Origin of the sequence: Kribbella sindirgiensis, from assembly GCF_004331435.1 — a bacterium.
In the GTDB taxonomy this organism is placed as follows: Bacteria; Actinomycetota; Actinomycetes; order Propionibacteriales; family Kribbellaceae; genus Kribbella; species Kribbella sindirgiensis.
The window spans coordinates 529999-550401 of record NZ_SJKA01000007.1; the positions used below are offsets into that span (position 1 = coordinate 529999).

At 68.4% G+C, this 20403-nt stretch carries 23 protein-coding genes and 1 pseudogene; 17 read left to right on the forward strand and 7 right to left on the reverse strand.

All coding sequences use genetic code 11. From position 1 onward, the window contains the following. Positions 1 to 32 precede the first annotated feature (32 nt). The 3 genes from E0H50_RS23070 (at position 33) to E0H50_RS23080 (ending at position 3085) form a co-directional block, all read left to right on the forward strand. Entirely contained in the window at positions 33 to 1250 is a 1218-nt protein-coding gene (locus tag E0H50_RS23070; RefSeq protein WP_131291875.1) for a sensor histidine kinase, read from the forward strand. Continuing rightward, the gene (locus tag E0H50_RS23075; RefSeq protein WP_131291877.1) at positions 1241 to 1879 is read left to right on the forward strand and encodes a response regulator transcription factor; all 639 of its coding nucleotides are present in this window, start codon (positions 1241 to 1243) and stop codon (positions 1877 to 1879) included. The genes E0H50_RS23070 and E0H50_RS23075 overlap by 10 nt, the downstream gene beginning before the upstream one ends. Positions 1880 to 1966: 87 nt before the next feature. Beyond that, complete coding sequence (locus tag E0H50_RS23080; protein ID WP_131291879.1) at positions 1967 to 3085, forward strand: S1 family peptidase; 1119 nt, start codon at positions 1967 to 1969, stop codon at positions 3083 to 3085. Between the two features lie 42 nt (positions 3086 to 3127). Here the strand turns inward: E0H50_RS23080 and E0H50_RS23085 are convergent, their stop codons facing one another. The 3 genes from E0H50_RS23085 to E0H50_RS23095 form a co-directional block, all read right to left on the reverse strand. Beyond that, on the reverse strand, positions 3128 to 3910 hold the full coding sequence (locus tag E0H50_RS23085; RefSeq protein WP_131291882.1) for a peptidoglycan DD-metalloendopeptidase family protein: 783 nt from the start codon (positions 3908 to 3910) through the stop codon (positions 3128 to 3130). Between the two features lie 72 nt (positions 3911 to 3982). Next, complete coding sequence (locus E0H50_RS23090; protein ID WP_131291884.1) at positions 3983 to 5332, reverse strand: flotillin family protein; 1350 nt, start codon at positions 5330 to 5332, stop codon at positions 3983 to 3985. Between the two features lie 22 nt (positions 5333 to 5354). After that, entirely contained in the window at positions 5355 to 5549 is a 195-nt protein-coding gene (locus E0H50_RS23095) for a hypothetical protein (RefSeq protein ID WP_130387656.1), read from the reverse strand. A 215-nt stretch (positions 5550 to 5764) separates the two neighbouring features. Between E0H50_RS23095 and E0H50_RS23100 the strand changes: the two genes are divergently transcribed. Together E0H50_RS23100 and E0H50_RS44230 are read left to right on the forward strand one after the other, a co-directional pair. Continuing rightward, positions 5765 to 6061 carry a hypothetical protein gene (locus tag E0H50_RS23100; protein ID WP_131291886.1) on the forward strand — a complete coding sequence of 99 codons (297 nt, stop codon included), beginning with the start codon at positions 5765 to 5767 and terminating at the stop codon, positions 6059 to 6061. Then, a complete protein-coding gene (locus E0H50_RS44230) occupies positions 6024 to 8180 on the forward strand; it encodes a caspase family protein (protein ID WP_131291888.1) in 2157 nt (718 codons plus the stop codon). The genes E0H50_RS23100 and E0H50_RS44230 overlap by 38 nt, the downstream gene beginning before the upstream one ends. Here the strand turns inward: E0H50_RS44230 and E0H50_RS23110 are convergent. From E0H50_RS23110 to E0H50_RS23125, 4 genes are read right to left on the reverse strand one after another with little or no spacing between them, the layout of a single operon-like run. Then, positions 8146 to 8973, reverse strand: coding sequence for a carbohydrate ABC transporter permease (locus E0H50_RS23110; protein ID WP_131291889.1), 828 nt, complete (start codon positions 8971 to 8973; stop codon positions 8146 to 8148). The two genes, E0H50_RS44230 and E0H50_RS23110, sit on opposite strands and share 35 nt — an antisense overlap. Further along, on the reverse strand, positions 8970 to 9887 hold the full coding sequence (locus E0H50_RS23115; RefSeq protein ID WP_131292052.1) for a carbohydrate ABC transporter permease: 918 nt from the start codon (positions 9885 to 9887) through the stop codon (positions 8970 to 8972). The genes E0H50_RS23110 and E0H50_RS23115 overlap by 4 nt, the downstream gene beginning before the upstream one ends. 14 nt (positions 9888 to 9901) lie before the next feature. Further along, entirely contained in the window at positions 9902 to 11188 is a 1287-nt protein-coding gene (locus E0H50_RS23120; protein WP_131291891.1) for an ABC transporter substrate-binding protein, read from the reverse strand. Positions 11189 to 11192: 4 nt separating this feature from the next. Beyond that, on the reverse strand, positions 11193 to 12164 hold the full coding sequence (locus E0H50_RS23125; protein ID WP_131291893.1) for a carbohydrate kinase family protein: 972 nt from the start codon (positions 12162 to 12164) through the stop codon (positions 11193 to 11195). A gap of 126 nt (positions 12165 to 12290) precedes the next feature. Here E0H50_RS23125 and E0H50_RS23130 point away from each other — a divergent pair, with 126 nt between their 5' ends. From E0H50_RS23130 to E0H50_RS23180, 12 genes and pseudogenes are all read left to right on the forward strand, one after another. Continuing rightward, positions 12291 to 13043 carry a DeoR/GlpR family DNA-binding transcription regulator gene (locus E0H50_RS23130; protein ID WP_131291895.1) on the forward strand — a complete coding sequence of 251 codons (753 nt, stop codon included), beginning with the start codon at positions 12291 to 12293 and terminating at the stop codon, positions 13041 to 13043. Then, positions 13040 to 14386 carry a 6-phospho-beta-glucosidase gene (locus tag E0H50_RS23135; RefSeq protein WP_131291897.1) on the forward strand — a complete coding sequence of 449 codons (1347 nt, stop codon included), beginning with the start codon at positions 13040 to 13042 and terminating at the stop codon, positions 14384 to 14386. The genes E0H50_RS23130 and E0H50_RS23135 overlap by 4 nt, the downstream gene beginning before the upstream one ends. A 171-nt stretch (positions 14387 to 14557) precedes the next feature. After that, positions 14558 to 15061: a 30S ribosomal protein S16 gene (gene rpsP / locus E0H50_RS23140; protein WP_131291899.1), complete on the forward strand. Its 504-nt coding sequence runs from the start codon at positions 14558 to 14560 to the stop codon at positions 15059 to 15061. A 5-nt stretch (positions 15062 to 15066) separates the two neighbouring features. After that, the gene (locus tag E0H50_RS23145; protein WP_131292053.1) at positions 15067 to 15318 is read left to right on the forward strand and encodes an RNA-binding protein; all 252 of its coding nucleotides are present in this window, start codon (positions 15067 to 15069) and stop codon (positions 15316 to 15318) included. A gap of 136 nt (positions 15319 to 15454) precedes the next feature. Next, complete coding sequence (gene rimM, locus E0H50_RS23150; protein WP_131292055.1) at positions 15455 to 16000, forward strand: ribosome maturation factor RimM; 546 nt, start codon at positions 15455 to 15457, stop codon at positions 15998 to 16000. A 1-nt stretch (position 16001) separates the two neighbouring features. Then, positions 16002 to 16700 (forward strand): annotated as a pseudogene (gene trmD, locus E0H50_RS43885) (tRNA (guanosine(37)-N1)-methyltransferase TrmD); the annotation flags it as partial. A 147-nt stretch (positions 16701 to 16847) separates the two neighbouring features. After that, positions 16848 to 17201 carry a GNAT family N-acetyltransferase gene (locus E0H50_RS43890; protein ID WP_238151164.1) on the forward strand — a complete coding sequence of 118 codons (354 nt, stop codon included), beginning with the start codon at positions 16848 to 16850 and terminating at the stop codon, positions 17199 to 17201. Between the two features lie 181 nt (positions 17202 to 17382). Beyond that, the gene (rplS, locus tag E0H50_RS23160) at positions 17383 to 17742 is read left to right on the forward strand and encodes a 50S ribosomal protein L19 (protein ID WP_131291903.1); all 360 of its coding nucleotides are present in this window, start codon (positions 17383 to 17385) and stop codon (positions 17740 to 17742) included. 144 nt (positions 17743 to 17886) lie between these two features. Continuing rightward, positions 17887 to 18516 (forward strand): signal peptidase I, encoded by a 630-nt coding sequence (lepB, locus tag E0H50_RS23165; RefSeq protein ID WP_238151156.1) that lies wholly within the window; start codon positions 17887 to 17889, stop codon positions 18514 to 18516. Continuing rightward, positions 18513 to 19277, forward strand: a complete 765-nt coding sequence (gene lepB, locus E0H50_RS23170) for a signal peptidase I (protein WP_131291907.1) — start codon at positions 18513 to 18515, stop codon at positions 19275 to 19277. Before lepB (E0H50_RS23165) ends, lepB (E0H50_RS23170) begins: the two co-directional genes overlap by 4 nt. Positions 19278 to 19329: 52 nt before the next feature. Then, on the forward strand, positions 19330 to 20028 hold the full coding sequence (locus E0H50_RS23175; RefSeq protein WP_131291909.1) for a ribonuclease HII: 699 nt from the start codon (positions 19330 to 19332) through the stop codon (positions 20026 to 20028). Then, positions 20029 to 20352, forward strand: coding sequence for a DUF2469 domain-containing protein (locus E0H50_RS23180; RefSeq protein ID WP_012922325.1), 324 nt, complete (start codon positions 20029 to 20031; stop codon positions 20350 to 20352). Positions 20353 to 20403 lie beyond the last annotated feature (51 nt).

A 20403-nucleotide genomic window follows, 5' to 3' on the forward strand; every position in this document is an offset into this window, starting at 1 on the left:
ACGGGTTCGGCTGCCTGGCGGAGGATTGAGGCATGACCAAGATCCTTGCGCGCGGCGGCCGGGCCAGTGGGTACCTGGCGATCCGGTACGTGCGGTCGCTGCTGCTCTTGCTGGCGCTGCCCAACGCCCTGCTGCTCGGCTGGCTGATCCCCGCCTTTACCGGCGGTCTGGTGCGACTCGCGAACAGCGAGCGGTGCCGCGCAGCGAAGTTCCTCGGCCTGCCGCAGGCCGAGGAACTGCCGCCGGCACTGCCACGGCAGCCGGGAGATGTCATGACGTTGTTCCGGGACAAGTCCTTCAAGCGGAGCCTGCGCTGCCTGCTGATGCCGGTGGCGATGATCCCGGAGCTGTTCGTGGCGGTCATCGCTGTGGTCGGTGCGCCCGCCGCGGTGCTCAGCATGCTGCTGTGGTGGGCTGACCCCGGCAACTTCAGCTTGATGGGTCTGGACGTCGACAGCTGGCTCGAGGCGCTCACACTCGGTCCACTCCAGGTCGGCGTCAGTCTGTGGTTCCTGGGCCGCGTGGCGCCCGCTCTGGCTCGTGGACACGCCAGAACGGCGTTGAAGCTGCTTGCTCCGAGTCAGGAGCAGTTGCTCGAGCAGCGCGTCGAGGAGCTCACCAAGAGCAGGGCCGGTGCTGTCGACTCACACGGCGCTGAGCTGCGCCGTATCGAGCGAGACCTGCACGACGGTACCCAGGCGCAGCTGGTGTCGTTGGCGATGCGGATCGGCGTTGCCAAGCAGATGATGGCTGACGACCCGGAGAAGGCGGCCAAGCTGCTGGACGACGCCCGTGACGGTGCAGAGCAGGCCATGACCGAGCTACGCGGCGTACTCCGGACCATGTACCCGCCGATCCTGGCGGACCGCGGTCTGGCCGGAGCGGTCTCCGCACTGGCTGCGCGCTGCCCGCTGCCGGTTGAGCTCCGCGTCGGTGCGCTGGGCGAGGTCCCGGCCGCAGTCGAGGCCGCTGCGTACTTCGTCGTCGCGGAGTCCCTCACCAACATCACCAAACACAGTGCCGCGGGACATGTCGACATACAGCTCGAGCGGCGTGGTCCTGAGCTCTACCTGGCGGTCACGGACGACGGGATCGGTGGAGCGCGAGTCAGCGAGCAGTCCGACCTGCTGGGCCGGGGGAGTGGCCTGCATGGCATGCTCCACCGAGTGCAGGCGATCGACGGTCACATGGAGCTGAACAGTCCGATCGGCGGGCCGACCACCGTCGAGGTGATCCTTCCGTGCGGGTGATCATCCTCGAGGACAACCCGATCCTCGCGGAGGGCCTGAGCCTGCTGCTCGACAACTCCGGCTTCCGGGTCGCCGCCGTCGCCACCGACGCGGACGAGTTCGCCAAGGCGATCGACGAGCACCCGGTGGACATCGCGGTGGTCGACGTACGGCTGCCACCGACCTTCACCGACGAGGGCCTGCGGGCGGCGATCGAGGCGCGCCGTGTTCGCCCAGGGCTTCCGGTGCTGGTGTTCTCGCAGTACGTCGAGGAGGTGTACGCCGCCGAACTGCTGGCGGCCGGCAGCGAAGGGGTCGGCTACCTCCTGAAGGACCGGGTGTCCCGCGTCGACGAGTTCCTGGAAGCAGTACGCCGGGTTGCGGGCGGAGGGACTGTGCTGGACCCGGAGGTGGTCAGCCAGCTGATGGTGAAGCGGAGCAGCCCGCTGGACCGCCTCACGCCGCGCGAGCGCGAAGTACTCGCACTGATGGCCGAAGGCCTCGGCAACGCGGCGATCGGGGAGAAGCTGGTGATCTCGGACGGTGCGGTGCACAAGCATGTCGGCAACGTGTTCCTCAAGCTCGACCTGCCGCCGACCGACTCCGGCCACCGCCGTGTCCTCGCGGTTCTCGCGTACCTCGGACTCTGAGCTCTTGACGCGCCTGACAACGTAGGCCACTCTCAGACCTGAGAGCGCTCTCATCCACCGAACCGCCCCTAGGTGAGGAGAGTTCCGATGAAGGTCCTACTGGCCGCCGTACTCACGGCGGCTGTCCTGACTGTGCCCGCACAGGCGTTGGCAGCCCCAGACCCGCTGGCCGTGCCCGGCCAATCGGCTGCCATGCAACGTGACTTCGGGCTGACCGAGCAGCAGATGCAGCTACGCCTGGCGGCCGAGACCTCGGCGGCCAAGCTGTTGCCCGCGGCCCAGAAGGCGGCCGGCGCCGCGTTCGGCGGAGCCTGGTACGACGCGGCCACGCAGAAGCTGGTCGTCGGCGTGGTCGGCTCTGCGCGTGCGGCCGCGGTACGCGCCACAGGAGCGCGAGTGGCCGCCGTACCGGTTGCGGCTGCGACGCTCGACAAACAGAAGTCAGCGGTCGACAAGCTGGCGGGCAAGGCCGTGCCGGCTGCGGTGAGTGGCTGGTCCACCGACGCCAAGAGCGGCAGCGTGGTCATCAACGTCCAAGCGGGCAAGCGTTCCCAGGCCGTCGACGCGTTCGTCGCCAAGGTCGCGAAGGCCGGCACGGTCACGGTCAAGGAGGTCGCAGCGCAGGCGCCACGTACGTTCGCGGCCGGCACCGTCGGCGGTGACCCGTACTACGTCAGCAACATCCGCTGCTCGATCGGCTTCTCGGTGTACGGCGGGTACGTCACGGCCGGCCACTGTGGCCGGAGCGGCATCGTGCGCGGCTGGGACGGCTCGGACCAGGGCTCGTTCCGGGGCTGGTCGTTCCCGGGCAACGACTACGCCTGGGTCGGCACGGGCTACGGCTGGTGGACCGTACCGGTCGTGCTCGGCTGGGGACAGGTGAGCGACCAGCTCGTCCGCGGGTCGTGGGAGGCGCCGATCGGCTCGTCGGTGTGCCGGAGCGGGTCGACGACCCACTGGCACTGCGGGTCGATCCTGGCCAAGAACGAGACGGTGAACTACGGCAACGGTCAGCTGTTCTACGGCGCCACCAAGACCAGCGTCTGTGCCGAGGGCGGCGACTCCGGTGGGTCGTTCATCACCGGTGACCAGGCGCAGGGCGTGACCTCCGGTGGCTGGGGCAACTGCAGCAGCGGCGGCGAGACGTGGTTCCAGCCGGTCAACGAGATCCTGCAGGCGTACGGTCTGACCCTGCACACTGCTTGACGGACTGTGGGATCCCCTTGCGCACAAGGGGATCCCACAGGTTCAGCAGATCGGTACGCCGGGGAGCTGGGCGTTCGGATCGTCGATGTAGATGTTGCTGATGAAGCCGTTCTGGTCCCGCAGCTTCGACCACCAGTTGTTGGTGTAGCCCTCGGCGTTCACGGTGTCGCCCTGCTTCTGGCAGAGCACCCACACCGAGGTCGGTCCGCCCAGGGTGGTCACGACCGGCGAGCTCAGGTGCGCGTCGGAGCGGACGTTCACGCCGGAGCCCCAGGTCATGTAGTTCTTGCCCGGGCCGGAGCAGCCGTTGTCGCTGGTGAGGAAGTAGGAGCCGTACGAGCCCGGGTAGGCGAGCCCTGACCCGTTGATCACGATGTTCTGACCGACACCGTTGAGCAGCTGCTCGTAGTGGATGTGCGGACCGGAGGAGTTGCCGGTACTACCGGTGACACCGATCTGCTGGCCCTGCGAGACCTGCTGGCCGTTGGCCACGGAGTAGGCGGACAGGTGGAAGTAGTACGTCTTCCAGCCGCCGCCGTGCTCGATGGCGATGTAGTTGCCGGCACCGCTCGGTTGCGAGAAGCGGTACGCCGTACCACCGGCGGACGCGAGGACCGGCGTACCGTTCGTCGTCCCGCCGTCGGCGCGGATGAAGTCGAGAGCGCGGCGGACCTCACCGGAGTGGTGACTGTAGGTCCAGCGTTGGCCACACGGGAACGGGGCCTTGAAGTTCGGCGCGGCCTGCGCCTGCGTCGGCATCGCCACCAGGGTGGCGACGCCGAGCAGGAGCGCGGCGAGTACTGCGAGAATCCTTCTGGGCGGCATGCTGCTCAGTGTCAGCCGTCAAGCAGCAACCTTCAACGGTTTGCGTCTGTAGTTAATTGTCCGCGCAGCTGGTCAGGCGGACTCGTCCGGAACCGGCTCCAGTTTCGGGGCTTCGTCCTTCTTCGTGGCCAGCGAATCGATGAGCTGCTTGGCCAGCGCGAAGCCGGAACCGCCCATCGTGATGGTCTTCACCAGCGTGTCCTCGATGCCCTGGGCACCGTTCAGCACGACCATGTTGCCGACCTTGTCGAACGAGCTCGCCGCGGCGGTGACGATCTCCGGGTAGGCCTCGGCCAGCTGCTGCGCGACGACCGCCTCGGTGTTGGTGGCCAGCGCCTCCGCGCGCGCCTTGATACCGGCCGCCTCGGCCATCGCCTTGGCCTGGACGGCGGACGCCTCGGCCTTACCGGTCAGCTCGGTGGCCTTCGCCTGCGCCTCACCGCGGAGCTGGACCTCCCGGGCGTTCGCCTCGGCGGCCGCGATCTGCGCGTCCCGGGCGGCCGCGGCCAGCGTGCGCTGCTTGTACGCCTCGGCGTCGGCCGGCTTCAGGACCGTCGACTCCAGCTGCTTCTCGGCCAGCGACGCGTTCAGCTTCGCGGTCTCCGTCTCGGCGACGACGACCTCCTGGCGGGCCAGTGCCTCGGCCAGCGGACCGGACTGCGACGCCTTCGAGTTCGCCTGGTCGACCTCGGCCTGGTAGCCGGCCTGGGCGATCGAGCTCTGCCGGACGGCCGCGGCCTTCTGGGCGGCGGCGGCCTGCTCGCGCTCGGTCGCCTCCTTGTCCCGCTCGGCCTGCGCGATCCGGGCGGCGGCCTCGACGGCCGCCGCCTGCGGACGGCCGAGGTTGCGGATGTAGCCCGACTCGTCGTCGATCTCCTGGATCTGGAGCGAGTCGACGACCAGGCCGAGCTTCTCCATGTCCCCGGCCAGCGAGCCGCGGATGTTGGTGGTCAGCGTCTCCCGGTCGTGCAGCATCTCCTCGACCGTGGTGGAGCCGACGATCGCCCGCAGGTGACCCGCGAACAGCTCGTGGATGGTGCCCATCACCTGCTCGTCGCTCTGCTCCAGGAACCGCCGGGCGGCGTTCGCGATCGAGCCGTAGTCGTCACCGACCTTGTACGCCGTGACGCCCTTGATGTGCAGCGGGATGCCCTGGCTGGACACGCAGGTCACGGTCAGCGGCGTCGCGCGGATGTCCAGCGGCAGCCGCCGTACGGTCTGAAAACCTGGCAGCACCGCGGTGCCGCGGCCGACGACGATCTTGAAACCGAGCGTCTCGTTGACCTGGTCGGTGCTCGAGTGCGCGCCGAGGCCGGAGATGATCAGCGCCTCGTTCGGCTCCGCCACCCGCCAGACCATCCGGAACAGGATCAGAAGAACGACCATCGCGACGGCCGCGATGATCAGGTACGTCCAGAGCATTTCCCCTCCAAGGGAACGTCAATTAGATGGCGCGAGCGACGTACACGGTGCGGGGCGGGTCGAAGTCGACGACGACAACCTGCGTCCCCACCTCGAGCACCTCGTCGGTCGCCGGGTAAGCGTAGAAGGCCTCGGTGGCACCCCGGACCGGCAACATCACTTCGCCGACGATCCCGGGTGCGATCCGGCCGATCACCCGCCCCCGCTTGCCTACCATGTTGCCCCTCCGACGTACCGCTGCCTGTTCCAGTTCCCGAATGCTAGCTGGCCGCGCATCTTGTCGCCGCGACGCCGCAGGAGGATCGTGGAATCGGCACGGCCTGGGGGCACGTGGGGGGAATCGGCCATGGGCGACGACGTACTGGTGGGCATCGCGGAGGAAGGGGCGGACGACGCTCGGCTCGAGGAGCTGGCCTGCTGCTACGGCAGGAGTTGCTGGGTCTCGACGTCGACGGAGTCGAGCCGTACCGCGAGGGAGACGCACCGGAAGGCACCCGAGGCGGGCTCGCCGCGCTCGCCGGCGTACTGAGTGTTTCGCTGGCCCCGGGTCTCCAGATGCTCGGCTCGGTCGTCGCGGTGGTGCGCGAGTGGCTGCTCCGGACGGGCGACGGCCGGACGGTGAAGCTCACGATCGACGGCGATGTGATCGAGCTGACCCGCACCACCGACGCCGTACAGCAGCAGCTGGTCGATGCGTTCGTACGACGGCACGCCGGGGCGGACGTGTGACATGGCCGAGACCCGCGCCGCGCTCGTCGTCGCGAACGACCAGTACGACGACCCCGGCCTGACGCGACTCGTCGCACCGGCACAGGACGCGGCGGCGCTGGCCGACGTACTCGCGGATCCTTCGGTCGGCGGCTTCACGGTGCAGGTACTGCGGAACGCTTCGGCGCAGGAGATCCGCTTCGCGGTCGAGGACTTCTTCGCGGACCGGCGGCCGGAGGACCTGTTGCTCCTGCATTTCTCCTGCCACGGCTTGAAGAACGCGGCGGGGGAGCTGTTCCTGGCGGTCGCGGACACGAAGCCGACCAGGCTCGCGTCCACCGCGGTGGCGGCGGACTTCGTCAATCGGCAGATGGCGGACAGCCGGGCGCAGCGGATCGCGCTGTTCCTGGACTGTTGCTACGGCGGTGCGTTCCCCCGCGGCATGGTGGTGCGCGCGGCCGGTGAGGCGCAGGTCCGGGACGCGTTCGCCGGCCAAGCCGATGTCGGTGGCGGCCGCGGCCGCGTGGTGGTGACGGCGTCGAGTGCCATGGAGTACGCGTTCGAGGGCGGTCAGTTGGCAACGGACGCGACGCCGGCGCCCTCGGTGTTCACCGGTGCGGTCGTCGACGGGCTGACGACCGGCGAGGCGGACCGGGACGGGGACGGGTGGGTCGGACTGACCGAACTGGTCGGCTACGTGACGGATCGCGTGCACCGCGTGACGCCCAACCAGAACCCGCAGATGTGGACGTTCGGCTCACAGGGCGAGCTGCTGATCGCGCGGAGCCGGGTACGGCGGATCACACCCACGCCGCTGGCGCCCGAGCTGACCCAGGCCATGGAGAGCCCGTTGCCGGCGGCAAGGTTCGGGGTCGTCGACTACCTGCGCGAAAGGCTGTTCGGTGATGACCTCGGCCAGGCGTACGCCGCCTGGCAGGCCCTGCACCGGATGCTGGACGACGACAGCCGCCGGGTCTCCGAAGCGGCGACGAACGCGATCGCGGCGGCCGAACTCGTCGTCACGCCGCCGGAGATCCTGCTCACCGGGGCAGTGGCCGAGCTCCGGCTGGAGGGACCGCCGATCGCCTTGACGGCCGCGGCGTCGGCGAGCGCTCCCTGGCTGAAGGTCGAGCAGGACGGCGCGATCGTCACGGTCCGCGCCGACGAACCTCGCGAGGACCAGGCGTCAGTGACCGTCAGCGGCCCGGTCGGCGAGCTTACCGTTCCGGTCCGCGTGACCCTGCCGGACACGGACACGGACACGGAGCCGCCGCCACCGCCCCCCGAACCCGAAGCCGAACAACCGCCGCCGCTGGCCGAGCCGCCCACCATCGAACCGGCAGACGAGGTGCCCACCGAGCCGCCGTCCCGCGTTCCGTGGTGGGTGGTCGTCGTACTGGTCGCCGGTGCGGTTGTGCTCGTCTACCTGAACTGGCCCGGGGAGGCTGCGTCGCGCAAGATCTGGTCGGACGCGGACAGCACCGGCTGGTACGTGTACCGGAGTTCGGGGGATCCGGTGATCGTCTCGTCGTTCGCCGCCCTGCTCCTGGGTCTGGCTGCTCGGTGGTCAGGTCCCGTCGCCCTCGGGGTCCTGGCAGGATGCCTCGCCGCGCTGCTCGAGGACAGCCTGCTGATCCTCGTCGGTGGGATCTCGTCCGACGAGAGCACGAAGTTGTTCGGCATCTGGACCGACGAGACGACGGCGTGGCTGCTGACCGGTGCGATCGCCGCCGCGATGGCCGCCGTACTGCTGCTCGTGCTGTGGCCCGGTCGATGGCCGCGCTGGCCGGTCCCTCGGGTGCCGGCGATCCTGGCGGGCATGGGCGGCGTGCTCTTGCTGGTCAGCGCGCTGATCCAGAACTCCAGCGGCGTCTCCTTCTTCACGGTCACGAGACTTGCCGTGCTGGAGCCGTTCGTCGCCGTCGCACTCACCTGGCTCGCGTTGGCCGCTGTGCACGGCAGGGCGCGTACCTGGCTCACGGCCGCCACGACGACGTACGCGGTCGTCGGCATCATCGCGACGATCCCTGCCATGACCGAAGGTGGTGCACCGGCTGTGTTCATCGCCGCGATGGTCGGCAACGCGCTCGTGATCGCCGCTGTGCTCAGCCGCGTACTGCGCCTTCCGTCGCGCCCTTGATGAACTGGCGGGCGAAGATCGCGAAGACGATCACCAGCGGCACCATCGCCATCAAGGCGCCGGTCATCACCATGCTGTAGTCGACGCCGTGCGACCGGTTCAGGGTCGAGAGCGCGACCTGCAGGGTCAAGTGGTCCGGGTTGGTCAGCACGATCAGCGGCCACATGTAGTCGTTCCAGGAACCGACGAACGTGAAGATGCCGAGGAAGGCCAGCGCCGGCCGCGCCGACGGCAGCGCGACGTGCCAGTACGTTCCGAAGAAGCCGCAGCCGTCCAGCGTCGCGGCCTCGATCAGCTCGTCGTGGATCGAGTTCTGGAAGTACTGCCGCATCCAGAAGATGCCGAACGCGTTCGCCGCGCCGGGGATGATCAGCGCCTTCAGCGAGCCGACCCAGCCGAGGATCGCCATCGTCTGGAACTGCGGTACGGCGGCCAGTTGCGCCGGCAGCAGCATCGTCGCGAGCAGGATCACGAACAACGCGTTCCGCCCCGGGAACCGGAACTTGGCGAACGTGAACGCCGCCAGCGAGTCGAAGAACAGCACCAGCAGCGTGGTCGAGATCGCCACGACCGCGGTGTTGGCCATCGACTGGAAGAACGCGACGTTCTCGAGCACGTGCCGGACGTTCTCACCGAAGTGCCCGCCGAAGGTCAGCTTGGGCGGGAACCGGTAGATGTCCGCGGTCGTGTTCGACGCCATCAGGATCGTCCACACGAACGGGAACATGAACACCAGCAGCGCCAGCACGAGCGCCCCGTGCAGCGCGAGCCCGCGCAGCCGGTACCGCGTCATCTGTCCTCACCCCGTCCGCGGAAGATCCGCCAGTTGATGGCCGTGAACAACAGCACGAGCGCGAAGATGCTCAGCGCGATCGCCGCGGCGTACCCGTAGTCGTTGTCCAGGAACGCGGCCCGGTAGAAGAACAGCACGACCGTCATCCCGCTCTGCCCGGTGCCGCCGCTGTTGCCGACCATCACCTGCGGCTCGGTGAACGTCTGCAGTCCGCCGATCGTCGACATGACGACGGTGAACAGTACGACGGGACGCAGCTGCGGCAACGTGATCGAGAAGAAGGTCCGGACCGCTCCCGCCCCGTCCACCTTGGCGGCCTCGTACTGGTCCTTCGGGATCGCCTGCAGGCCGGCCAGGTAGATCAGCGTGTTGTACCCGACCCACTGCCACACGATCATCGTCGAGATCGCGATCTTGATCCCCCACGGCTGCCCGAGCCAGTCCTGCTGCGGGATGCCGAGCGATCGCAGCGCGGCGTTCACCAGCCCGAAGTTCGTGCTGAAGATCGAGCTGAAGAAGATCGCCATCGCGACCAGCGACGTGACGTTCGGGATGAAGTACGCGATCCGGTAGACGTTGGTGAACCGGACCGCCGACTGCAGCATCACCGCCAGCAGCAGCGCGAGCACCAGGGTCGGGATCGTCGACATCAGGAACAGGACGACGGTGTTCTCCAGCGACTGCCAGAACGTCGGGTCCTTGACCAGGAACGCGAAGTTGTCCAGGCCGGTGAACCTGCGGGCGCTCAGACCGTCCCAGCGCTGGAACGCCAGCACGATCGTGGACAGCATCGGGTACAGCCCGAACACCGCGAACAGGACGTAGAACGGCGACAGCGCCAGGTAGAACCGCCAGTACGACCAGACCCGCCGCCGCTGACCGGTCGATGCTCCGGTCAGCGGCGTCGTCCGCATCGCCGTTACCTGGGTCACTGCACTCCCTGGCGCTTGGCGATCGCCTTCGCCTTCGAGACGGCGGCCGACCAGGCCGCGTCCGAGGTCTTGGCGCCGGTCTGCACGGTCTTCAGCTCGTCGTGGAACGGCGCGGCCACCGAGTCGTCGAACGGGCTCTGGTACGCGACCGGGATCTCCTTCGCGGCCGGGCCGAAGACGTCGATCGGGACCTGGCCGCCGAAGAACGTGTCGGCCGCCTTGAGCTGCGGCTTGTCGTACGACGCCGGCGTCGACGGGAAGATCTGCGCGTCGGCGAACGCCTTGGCCTCGTTGTCGGGGCTGAGCATGTACTTGATCACGTCGAACGCCTTCTGCGGATCGGCCGCGTTCTTGGTGATCGCGAGGAACGAGCCGCCGAAGTTCGCCGCACCGCCCGGGGTCGGCGCGAGCCGCCACTTGCCGGCGGTCTTCTTCACCGCGGACTTGATGTCCAGTGCGACCCAGGCGGCGCCGATGTGCGCGGGCACCGTGCCCTGGTCGAGTCCGGCGTTCCAGTCCGGGGAGCCGCTCGGCGTCTTGCCGTCGATCTTCATCGTCATCGCCTTGACCGAGGTGTCCCAGGCCTTGCGGATGTGGTCCTGGTCGCCGATGAACTTGTTGTCCTTGGAGATGTACCGCTCGGTGCCCTGGCCGACGACCATGTCGTAGAGGTCGGTGGCGTCCCAGACCAGCAGCGCCTTCGGGTTCTTCGCCTTCAGCTGGACACCGGCGGCGAAGAAGTCGTCCCAGGTCTTCAGCTGCTCGGCCACCTTCGCGGGGTCGCTCGGCAGCCCGGCCGCGGCGAAGACGTCCTCGCGGTAGAACAGCGCGGTGGGGCCGACGTCGATCGGCAGGCCGATGACCTTGCCGTCCAGCGTGGTGGCCTGGTTGACCTTCCACTCCAGGTAGTCGCCGAGGATCGAGTCCGCGCCGACCGTCTTCAGGTCCACGAACCGTTCGGCCTGGGGCAGCAGCGAGGCGATGTCCTCGCCCTTCAGGCCGGTGATGTCCGGGATCGACGTACCGCCGTTGAATGTGGTGATCAGCTTCTGCTTGAAGTCGCCGCCGATCTCGGAGTACTTGATCTTCGGGTCCGGGAAATGCGCGATCGTGTCGTCGAGCACCGACTTGCCGAGACCGCCGGGCCAGCACCACATGGTGAGTTCGGTGGCGACGTTCTTCTTGGTGGACGTGCCGCTGTCCATGCCTGACGAGCAGCCGACCAGCGACCCGCCCGCTACGGCTGCGAAGCCCCCGAGCAATGTCCGACGTGAGAGCTCCATGGTTCTACCTTCCTGAGTGTGCCCATGAGTGCGCGCTGATCAGCGCCTGGAGGTGGTGGTCTTCGGGATGCCCCGTGTCGAGCAGGGCCTGCCAGGCCACGAGGTCGGCCCAGCGCGGTGCGGCGTCCGCACCGCCCAGCCGGGTGACGGAGAGCGCTGCGGCGAGTGCTGCGAACCGCACCCGCTGCGCCAGCGGCAGCTCCCAGAGCGTGGCGGCGATGAAACCGGCGGCGAACACATCACCCGCCCCGGTGGTGTCCGCCGCCGGAACCGCATACGCGGGTACGACGACCTGCTCGCCAGTACTCGCGTCGAGTGCCGTGGCGCCCGCTGCGCCGTTGGACACGACCACCAGCGGCACCTGCTCCGCCAACCGGCGCATGGCCTGCTCTGGTGAGTCCGTCCGCGTGTAGTGCATGGCTTCGTCCGCGTTCGGCAGGAACACGTCGCAGTGCTGGAGCTGGTCGAGCACTGCCGGGTCCCACTGCTCGGTCGGGTCCCAGCCGACGTCTGCGAACACCACGCTGCCGGCCGCCTTCGCCCTCGCCAGCCACTCGTTCGGCCAGGATCCGATGTGGGCGGCGACGGCTCGAGCAGCCGGCGGCGTGGTGATCAGCTCGTCGGCCGACAGCAGGGGAGAGGTGCCCCGGGTGACCAGTGCCCTGTCGTTGTCGTAGGCAAGGGCCACCGTGAGAGGGGTCTGCCAGCCGGCGAGTCTTCGGGAGAGTGTCAGATCGATGCCTTCGGCGGTCAGGTACGTCCAGACCCGGTCGCCGTCCGCGTCTGCCCCGAAGGCTGCGGCCATGCCGGTCCGCAGCCCGAGCCGGGCGAGTGCGACCGCGAAGTTCGCGATGCCGCCCGGGCTCTCGTGGGACTCGGTGGCCCAGACCTCGGTGCCGGGGCGGGGCGCAGTGGGCAGGCCGAGCACCAGGTCCTGGAAGACCAGACCGGACACGACCACGTCCAGTTCATGCATGCTGCGCCACACTCCTGCAGTCTCGATCAAACTCGTTCACGAATTTAAGAGCGGGTGCGCAGGATCCGCAATACCTGATCACTAATTTGACTGAAAGTGACGGAGTTTGCGTGATACGGTCTGCCTGTGTTGCCGAAGCAGCGTCAAGATCAGATCGTCCGCGCGCTCCGGGCCGACGGGGCCGGGGGCGTCAAGGTGCTGGCCAGGAAGCTCGGTGTCAGCGAGGCCACCATCCGGCGCGACCTCGAGCAGCTGCACGCCGAGGGTCGCCTGACCCGGGTGTACGGCGGTGCGCTCGCGGTCGACGGCGGTGACGAGCCGTTCGCCGACGTCAACGCCGTCCACGCCGAGGAGAAGGACCGCATCGCGCGTCGTGCGGCCGAGCTGGTCACCGACGGCGAGTCCGTGCTGCTGGACATCGGTACGACGGCGCTCCGGGTCGCACAGCACCTGCACGGGCGGTCGTTGACCGTGGTGACCAGCAACCTCGCCGTACTGGAGGAGCTGCAGTACGACGAGCAGATCGAGCTGATCGTGCTGGGTGGGTTCGTGCGGCGCAGTTACCGGTCGCTGGTCGGCTACCTGACCGAGGAGAGCCTGCGGCAGATCCACGTCGACTGGCTGTTCCTGGGGACCAGCGGGGTCCGTCCGGACGGCCGCGTCATGGACAGCACGATGATCGAGGTGCCGGTCAAGCGGGCGATGATCAACGCCGCCGAGCGGGTGGTTCTCCTCGCCGACCGGACCAAGTTCCCGGGGCACGGTGTCGCCCGGGTGTGCGAGCCGGGAGAGCTCTCCATGGTCGTCACCGAGCCCGACTCCGACCCGGCAACCCGTGCCCAACTGACCGAAGCAGGAGTAGAGGTGGTTCTCGCGTGAAGCTGACGATCCTGGGCGGGGGCGGCTTCCGGGTACCGCTCGTCTACCACGCCCTACTGGGCGACCGAGGCCCCGGCCGCATCACCTCGGTGGTCCTCTACGACACCGACCGCTCTCGGCTCTCAGCAATCGCGGCAGTCCTCCAACAGCAGGCTTCCGGCGCTCCTCTCGACCCACCTGTCGTCACTGCGACTACGGACCTCGACGAGGCTTTGCGGGGTGCCGACTTCGTCTTCTCGGCCATCCGGGTCGGCGGGCTCGAGGGGCGCACCGTGGACGAGCGCGTCGCGCTGGACCTCGGCGTACTCGGTCAGGAGACGGTCGGCGCCGGTGGCATCGCCTACGGGCTGCGGACGCTGCCGGTCGCCGTACAGATCGCTCAGCGGATCGCGGCGGTCGCTCCGGAAGCGTGGACCATCAACTTCACCAACCCGGCCGGCATGGTGACCGAGGCGATGATTCCGTACCTCGGCGACCGCGTGATCGGCATCTGCGACTCCCCGTCCGGTCTGGGACGCCGGGCGGCGCTGGCACTCGGAGTGGACCCGTCCAGCGCGTTCTACGACTACGCCGGCTTGAACCACCTCGGCTGGTTGCGGGGGCTGCGGTCCGGCGGCGTGGACCGGTTGCCGGACCTGCTGCAGTCGGCTGACGCGCTGGCCTCGTTCGAGGAGGGCCGGTTGTTCGGTGTGGACTGGCTGCGGTCGCTGGGCTCGATTCCGAACGAGTACCTGCACTACTACTACTTCGCGCGCGAGACGCTGGTCGCCGTACAGGGGGTGCAGCAGACGCGTGGCACGTTCCTGCTGGAGCAGCAGTCCGCGTTCTACGCCGAGACAGGGCAGCACCCCGAGCAGGCGCTCGAGCTGTGGCAGAAGACCCGGGCCGAGCGCGAGTCGACGTACATGGTGGAGAGCCGTGAGGTCGCGGACGCGGGAGAGCGGGACGAGCGCGACATGGCCGCCGGCGGGTACGAGCAGGTCGCGCTGTCGCTGATGCGGGCGATCGCACACAACGAGCGGGCCTCGTTGATCCTCAACGTCCGCAACCGCGGCGTACTGCGCCACCTCGACGACGACGCCGTGGTGGAGATCCCGTGCACCGTGGACGCCAACGGGGCGCTCCCGGTGACCGTGTCCCAGCTCACGGACCACCAGGCCGGCCTGATCTGCTCAGTGAAGGCCGTCGAGCGCTCCACCATCGAAGCCGCCACTGCGGCCTCCCGCTCGGCCGCGCTGAAGGCGTTCGCCAACCATCCGCTCGTCGACTCGGTGACCGTGGCCCGGAACCTGCTGGACACCTACGTGGATCAGTTCCCGAACCTCGCCTACCTGCGCCCGTGACGCCGATTGGTCCGAGCGGTGCCGAATCTGGCACAATGGCCTGCTGAGTCCGTCCTGGTTCGTGCAGCCCTCTAACTCCACCGCCCGGCCGGCCCATCGAGTCACACTCCGTTGTCCCCACGACGCTGTGCTGCTCACCCAGTCTGTAATTCCAAGGGAGACCACCCGAAAGTGGCAGTCAAGATCCGTTTGAAGCGCATCGGCAAGAAGCGCACCCCGCACTACCGCATCGTCGTCATGGACGCCCGCACCAAGCGGGACGGCCGGGCGATCGAGGAGATCGGGATCTACAACCCGAAGACCGAGCCGTCGTTCATCCGCGTCGAGTCGGAGCGGGCGCAGTACTGGCTGGGCGTCGGCGCGCAGCCGAGCGAGGCCGTCGAGGCGATCTTCAAGGCCTCCGGCGACTGGCAGAAGTTCAAGGGCCTGGACGCCCCGGCGCCGCTGCGGGTGGCCGAGCCGAAGCGGGACAAGCAGGAGATCTTCAACGAGGCGCTGGCCGAGGCCCACGGCTCGCTGAAGACCGAGGCCGTCACCGCCAAGAAGACGGCCAAGAAGGCTGAGAAGAAGGACGACGCCGCCGAGGCTCCCAAGGCTGACGAGGCGAAGGCCGACGAGGTCAAGGCGGACGAGCCGAAGGCCGAAGAGGCCAAGGCCGAGACCACCGAGGCCTGACGATGATGGAGACCGAGGCGCTCGAGCACCTGGTCCGAGGCATCGTGGACAACCCCGACGACGTCAGCGTCCGGGCCCGGAACCTGCGGCGTGGCCGCACCCTCGAGGTGCACGTCCACCCCGACGACATCGGCAAGGTGATCGGCCGCAACGGCCGCACCGCCACCGCGATCCGCACCGTCGTCGGCGCCCTCAGTTCCGAGTCCTCGCTGCGCATCGACTTCGTCGACGAGTTCAACCGGCGCCCGCGCCGCTGAGCTCAGCAGTCCTCTCGAAGGGCCGCACCCGGACTCTGGGGTGCGGCCCTTCGACTTAAGAGGGCACGCGGACGGGTGGTGCCTGCTGCGCGGCGTCACCCGTCCGCGTGCCCTCAAGTACAAAGGAGTTATGCAGGTGTTGGTGACTGTCGGGCGGATCGGCCGCGCGCACGGGATCAAGGGCGAGGTCGGCATCGACGTGCGCACCGACGAGCCGGACCGCCGGTTCGCGGACGGAGCGACCGTCGTGACCGATGCCAAGGTGTCCCGGACCCTGACCATCGCCTCGAGCCGCTGGCACAGCGGGAAGCTGCTGGTGAAGTTCGCCGAGGTGCCGGACCGGACCGCGGCGGAGCAGCTGCGCAACCTGTTCGTGCAGTGCGAGGTGGCCGAGGACGAGCGTCCGGAGGACCCGGAGGAGTTCTACGACCGCGACCTGATCGGTCTCGCGGTCCGCACCACCGAGGGCGCCGAGGTCGGCGAGGTGACCGACGTCGTGCACCTGCCGTCGCAGGACCTCCTGGAGATCCGGCGTACCGCGGGCAACCTCGTGCTGGTCCCGATGGTCGAGGAGCTGGTCCCGGAGATCGACATCGACAAGCGGTACGTCGTCGTGGCGGACCGCCCCGGCCTGCTCGACCCCGAGGGCGCAGAGGTGGTCCAGACCGAGCCGGGGGACTGACATGCGGCTGGACGTCGTCACGATCTTCCCGGAGTACCTGGCTGCCCTCGACGTCTCCCTGGTCGGGAAGGCGGCCAAGAGCGGGCTGCTGGACATCCACCTGCACGACCTGCGCGAGTGGACCCACGACCGCCACCGGACCGTCGACGACACCCCGTACGGCGGGGGAGCGGGCATGGTGATGAAGCCGGAGCCCTGGGGGCAGGCGCTCGACGCGGTCGCCCCCGTGGACGGTCCCACTCAGCCGCGGCTGATCGTTCCTTCGCCTGCCGGCCGCCCTTTCACCCAGGCGCTGGCGTACGAGCTGGCCGCGGAGCCGTGGCTGGCGTTCGCGTGCGGCCGGTACGAAGGCATCGACGCGCGTGTGGCGTCGTACGCCGGTGAGCGGATGCGCGTCGACGAGGTGTCCATCGGCGACTACGTGCTGAACGGCGGTGAGGTCGCCGTACTCGTGATGGTCGAGGCGGTGGCTCGCCTGCTGCCCGGGGTGATCGGTAACCCGGAGTCGCTCGCGGAGGAGTCCCACTCGGGCGACGGCCTGCTCGAGTACCCGGTCTACACGAAGCCGCCGAGCTGGCGCGGGTACGACGTACCTGAGGTCCTGCTGTCCGGAAACCACGCCCTGATCGCCGACTGGCGCCACGACGAGTCGGTACGGCGTACCGCGGAACGCCGGCCGGACCTCCTGGCCGCGTGGGGCGATGTGGTCGCTCAGAAGGACGACGCCACCTCTGGGGTCCGCCTGCTGCCCGCAACGGCTGCTGACGCGGGAGAGATCCACGTACTGCAACTGGCGGCCTTCCTGTCCGAGGCGCAGTTCTACGACGAGTACTCGATCCCGCCGCTGATGGACGACCCGGCCGCGACTGCCGCCCGCCTGCAGCGGGGGATCGTCTTGAAGGCCGTCGCCGGCACCCGCATCGTCGGATCGGTCCAGCTCGTCGTCGACGACGCGGTAGGACTGATCGAACGCCTGATCGTGGCCCCGGACTGGCAGGGCCGCGGGCTCGGTACCCGCCTGCTCCGTGCCGCGGAGCAGATCGCCCCCGCCGAGGTCACGTCGTACGCGCTGACCACGGGCGGTCGGAGCGAGCGCAACCTCGCGCTGTACCGGAAAGCGGGCTACCGGGAGCTCAGCCGGGAGGCCCAGACGCCGAAGGTCGACCTGGTCCTGCTCGGCAAACGCAGACGCCGCAAGTGATCACCCTGCGCGGTCGACGGCACCGGATTTCGTCACCGTGCAGGGCGTGTGGCAAGATTGTCTGTTGCTGCCCTTCGGTGCTCCTGCCACAGGGGGTGACCACCGACCGGCAGCCTTTTGATGACTCTCACCATCGACATTTCGTGGGTGACCTGTGGCACGCGCGAGGAAGAGACACCTGATGAGCAACGTCCTGAACGAGCTCGACAACGCGAGCAAGCGTGACGACATCCCCGCCTTCCGCCCCGGTGACACCGTCAAGGTGCACGTCAAGGTCGTCGAGGGCAACCGGTCCCGCGTCCAGGTCTTCCAGGGTGTCGTGATCCGCCGCCAGGGCGGTGGCCTTCAGGAGACCTTCACGGTCCGTAAGGTCAGCTTCGGCGTCGGCGTCGAGCGGACCTTCCCGCTGCACACCCCGATCGTCGAGAAGATCGAGGTCGTGACCCGCGGCGACGTCCGCCGCGCCAAGCTGTACTACCTGCGCGAACTGCGCGGTAAGGCGGCGAAGATCAAGGAGAAGCGCGAAGTCCCGGCCTCCTGACGCCCGTAACGACGACGGTCACCTATGGCGCCGAGCACTGCGACTCGCGCTCGCCCTCGACCGGTATCCACGAGGGCACGTCGCAGCAAGGGACGTCACCGCAGGCTGAAGCAGCGGAATCCGCTGCTCAGCCTGCTCGTCGAGATGAGCACCGTCACGGTGCTCGCGCTCGTCATCACGGTGGTCCTGCGGCTGTTCGTCGCTGAGGCGTTCTACGTCCCGTCGGAGTCGATGTACGACACCCTGACGAAGGACGACCGGATCCTCGCCGAGAAGATCAGCTACCTGCACCGCGACGTCGACCGCGGTGACATCATCGTCTTCAAGGACCCGGACAACTGGCTGAACGAGGAAGAGGTCAAGCCGGGTACGGTGCGCCGGATCGGTGAGTTCGTCGGCATCCTGCCGCGCAGCGGCGAGGGTCACCTGGTGAAGCGGGTGATCGGCATCGGCGGCGACCGGGTGGTCTGCTGCAACAAGCAGGGCCAGATCACCGTCAACGGCATCCCGCTGGACGAGCGGGAGTATCTCCTGAAGGACGCCAAGCCGTCCGAGCTGCCGTTCAACGTGCTGGTTCCGGCGGGTCACCTGTGGGTGATGGGCGACAACCGGGCCGAATCGGCCGACTCCCGCGCCCATATGGGCGGCCCCGGCGGCGGATTCGTCCCGGTCGAGAACGTGGTTGGCCGGGCCTGTTGCGTAATCTGGCCGTCTGACCGGATGACGATGCTGCGTCCTCCGGAAACCTTCAAGAAGCCGGGGCTGAAGAAGTGACCGATACACCGACCAAGACGGACGCCAAACCTGCCCACCGCTCGGGCTTCGCGGCGGCCGCCCGCGAGTTCGTGCTGATCGTGGTCGGTGCCCTGATCGTCTCCTCGATCCTGCGGGCGTTCGTCGGGCAGATGTTCATCATCCCGAGCGAGTCGATGGAGAACACCCTGCTGGTCGGCGACCGGGTCGTGGTGGAGAAGCTCACCGACGTCAAGCGTGGCGACGTGGTCGTGTTCGAGGACCCGGGCGGCTGGCTGGGCGCCGAGGAGAGCGGCCAGAAGCGCGGCTCGATCGGCCGGTTCTTCGAGATCGTCGGCCTGCTGCCGGATTCCAGCCACGGCCACCTGATCAAGCGCCTGATCGGGATGCCCGGCGACAAGGTCGCCTGCTGTGACGCCAAGGGCCGGCTGCTCGTGAACGGTCGGCCGCTCGACGAGACCAATTACCTGTACCCGGGCGACGCCCCGTCCCAGATGGACTTCCAGGTCACCGTCCCGGCCGGCCGGATCTTCGTGATGGGCGACCACCGGTCCGCCTCCGGGGACTCCCGCGTCCATCTGCAGGATCTCGACGCGAACGGCGGCAACCAGGGCGACGCGGCGTTCGTCCCGCTGGACAAGGTCACCGGGCGGGCGATCATGATCGTCTGGCCGGCCGGTCGCTGGGACAAACTCGGCGTACCGGACACCTTCAAGGCGGTCCCGGCTCCCGGCCCGGCGCCCGACAAACCTTCGATATCGCTCACACCACCACCCAAGTAACCGGATCGTCGCCTCGGACGCCTAGGGTGAGTTGTGTGATGCGGAGGGCTGGATGAGCGCGTTACCGCGCGGGAGCACGGTACGGCGGGACGCCGGGCTGTACGGGTACGAGCGGGCGCTGCGCCGCGTCGGCCTGGATCCGATCGCCGGTGTCGACGAGGCCGGTCGTGGACCGTGCGCGGGCCCGCTGGTGGCCGCCGCGGTGATCCTGCCGGAGGGCAAACGCGGTCAGATCCCGGGGTTGGCCGACTCGAAGCTGCTGACCGCGAAGGCGCGTGAGCGCTGCTACGAAGAGGTCCGCAAACGTGCGCTGGCCTGGTCGGTGGTGTCCATCGAGGCGGACGAGTGCGATCGGCTCGGGATGCACGTCGCGAATGTGCAGGCGCTCCGGCGGGCGCTGTTCCGGCTCGACGTGCGGCCGTCGTACGTGCTGACCGATGGGTTCGGCGTCGACGGTCTCGGCGTACCGGGCCTGGCGATGTGGAAGGGCGACCGGGTGGCCGCCTGTATCTCTGCCGCGTCAGTGATCGCCAAGGTGACGCGGGATCGCGTGATGGAGCACTGGGACAAGGTGTACCCGCAGTACGGGTTCGGGATCCACAAGGGGTATTGCACCCCTGAACACCAGGCGGCACTGGACGAATACGGCCCGTGCCCACAACATCGACGGCGGTTCGAGAATGTCCGCCGCAGTCTGCGGCCCGTTATGGGACAGAATGTCACCAGTCCCACCGGAGTGGAGAGAGCCTGAATGAGCGCTGACGACCTCGAGAAGTACGAGACCGATATGGAGCTGCAGCTCTATCGGGAGTACAAGGACGTCGTCGGGATCTTCAAGTACGTGGTGGAGACCGAGCGGCGCTTCTACCTGTGCAACGCGGTCGACCTGAAGGTGCGTACCGAGGGCGGCGACGTGTACTTCGAGGTGACGATGGCCGACGCCTGGGTCTGGGACGTGTACCGGTCCGCCCGTTTCGTCAAGAACGCCAAGGTCGTCACCTTCCGCGACGTCAACATCGAAGAGCTCGCGAAGTCCGACCTGGAAGTCCCGAAGGACTCCGACTTCGGCCGCTGAGGTTGTCCACAGTTTCGAACTGAGGGTCCGTAGCGAGGCCTGATCCCGGCA

Coding starts and splice junctions, on each gene's coding strand:
- E0H50_RS23070 (WP_131291875.1), top strand. CDS start 33: ATGACCAAGATCCTTGCGCGCGGCGGCCGGGCCAGTGGGTACCTGGCG.
- E0H50_RS23080 (WP_131291879.1), top strand. CDS start 1,967: ATGAAGGTCCTACTGGCCGCCGTACTCACGGCGGCTGTCCTGACTGTG.
- E0H50_RS23085 (WP_131291882.1), bottom strand. CDS start 3,910: ATGCCGCCCAGAAGGATTCTCGCAGTACTCGCCGCGCTCCTGCTCGGC.
- E0H50_RS23090 (WP_131291884.1), bottom strand. CDS start 5,332: ATGCTCTGGACGTACCTGATCATCGCGGCCGTCGCGATGGTCGTTCTT.
- E0H50_RS23095 (WP_130387656.1), bottom strand. CDS start 5,549: ATGGTAGGCAAGCGGGGGCGGGTGATCGGCCGGATCGCACCCGGGATC.
- E0H50_RS44230 (WP_131291888.1), top strand. CDS start 6,024: ATGCGTTCGTACGACGGCACGCCGGGGCGGACGTGTGACATGGCCGAG.
- E0H50_RS23110 (WP_131291889.1), bottom strand. CDS start 8,973: ATGACGCGGTACCGGCTGCGCGGGCTCGCGCTGCACGGGGCGCTCGTG.
- E0H50_RS23115 (WP_131292052.1), bottom strand. CDS start 9,887: ATGCGGACGACGCCGCTGACCGGAGCATCGACCGGTCAGCGGCGGCGG.
- E0H50_RS23120 (WP_131291891.1), bottom strand. CDS start 11,188: ATGGAGCTCTCACGTCGGACATTGCTCGGGGGCTTCGCAGCCGTAGCG.
- E0H50_RS23125 (WP_131291893.1), bottom strand. CDS start 12,164: ATGCATGAACTGGACGTGGTCGTGTCCGGTCTGGTCTTCCAGGACCTG.
- E0H50_RS23145 (WP_131292053.1), top strand. CDS start 15,067: ATGGAGACCGAGGCGCTCGAGCACCTGGTCCGAGGCATCGTGGACAAC.
- E0H50_RS43890 (WP_238151164.1), top strand. CDS start 16,848: ATGGACGACCCGGCCGCGACTGCCGCCCGCCTGCAGCGGGGGATCGTC.
- rplS (WP_131291903.1), top strand. CDS start 17,383: ATGAGCAACGTCCTGAACGAGCTCGACAACGCGAGCAAGCGTGACGAC.
- lepB (WP_238151156.1), top strand. CDS start 17,887: ATGAGCACCGTCACGGTGCTCGCGCTCGTCATCACGGTGGTCCTGCGG.
- E0H50_RS23175 (WP_131291909.1), top strand. CDS start 19,330: ATGAGCGCGTTACCGCGCGGGAGCACGGTACGGCGGGACGCCGGGCTG.
- E0H50_RS23180 (WP_012922325.1), top strand. CDS start 20,029: ATGAGCGCTGACGACCTCGAGAAGTACGAGACCGATATGGAGCTGCAG.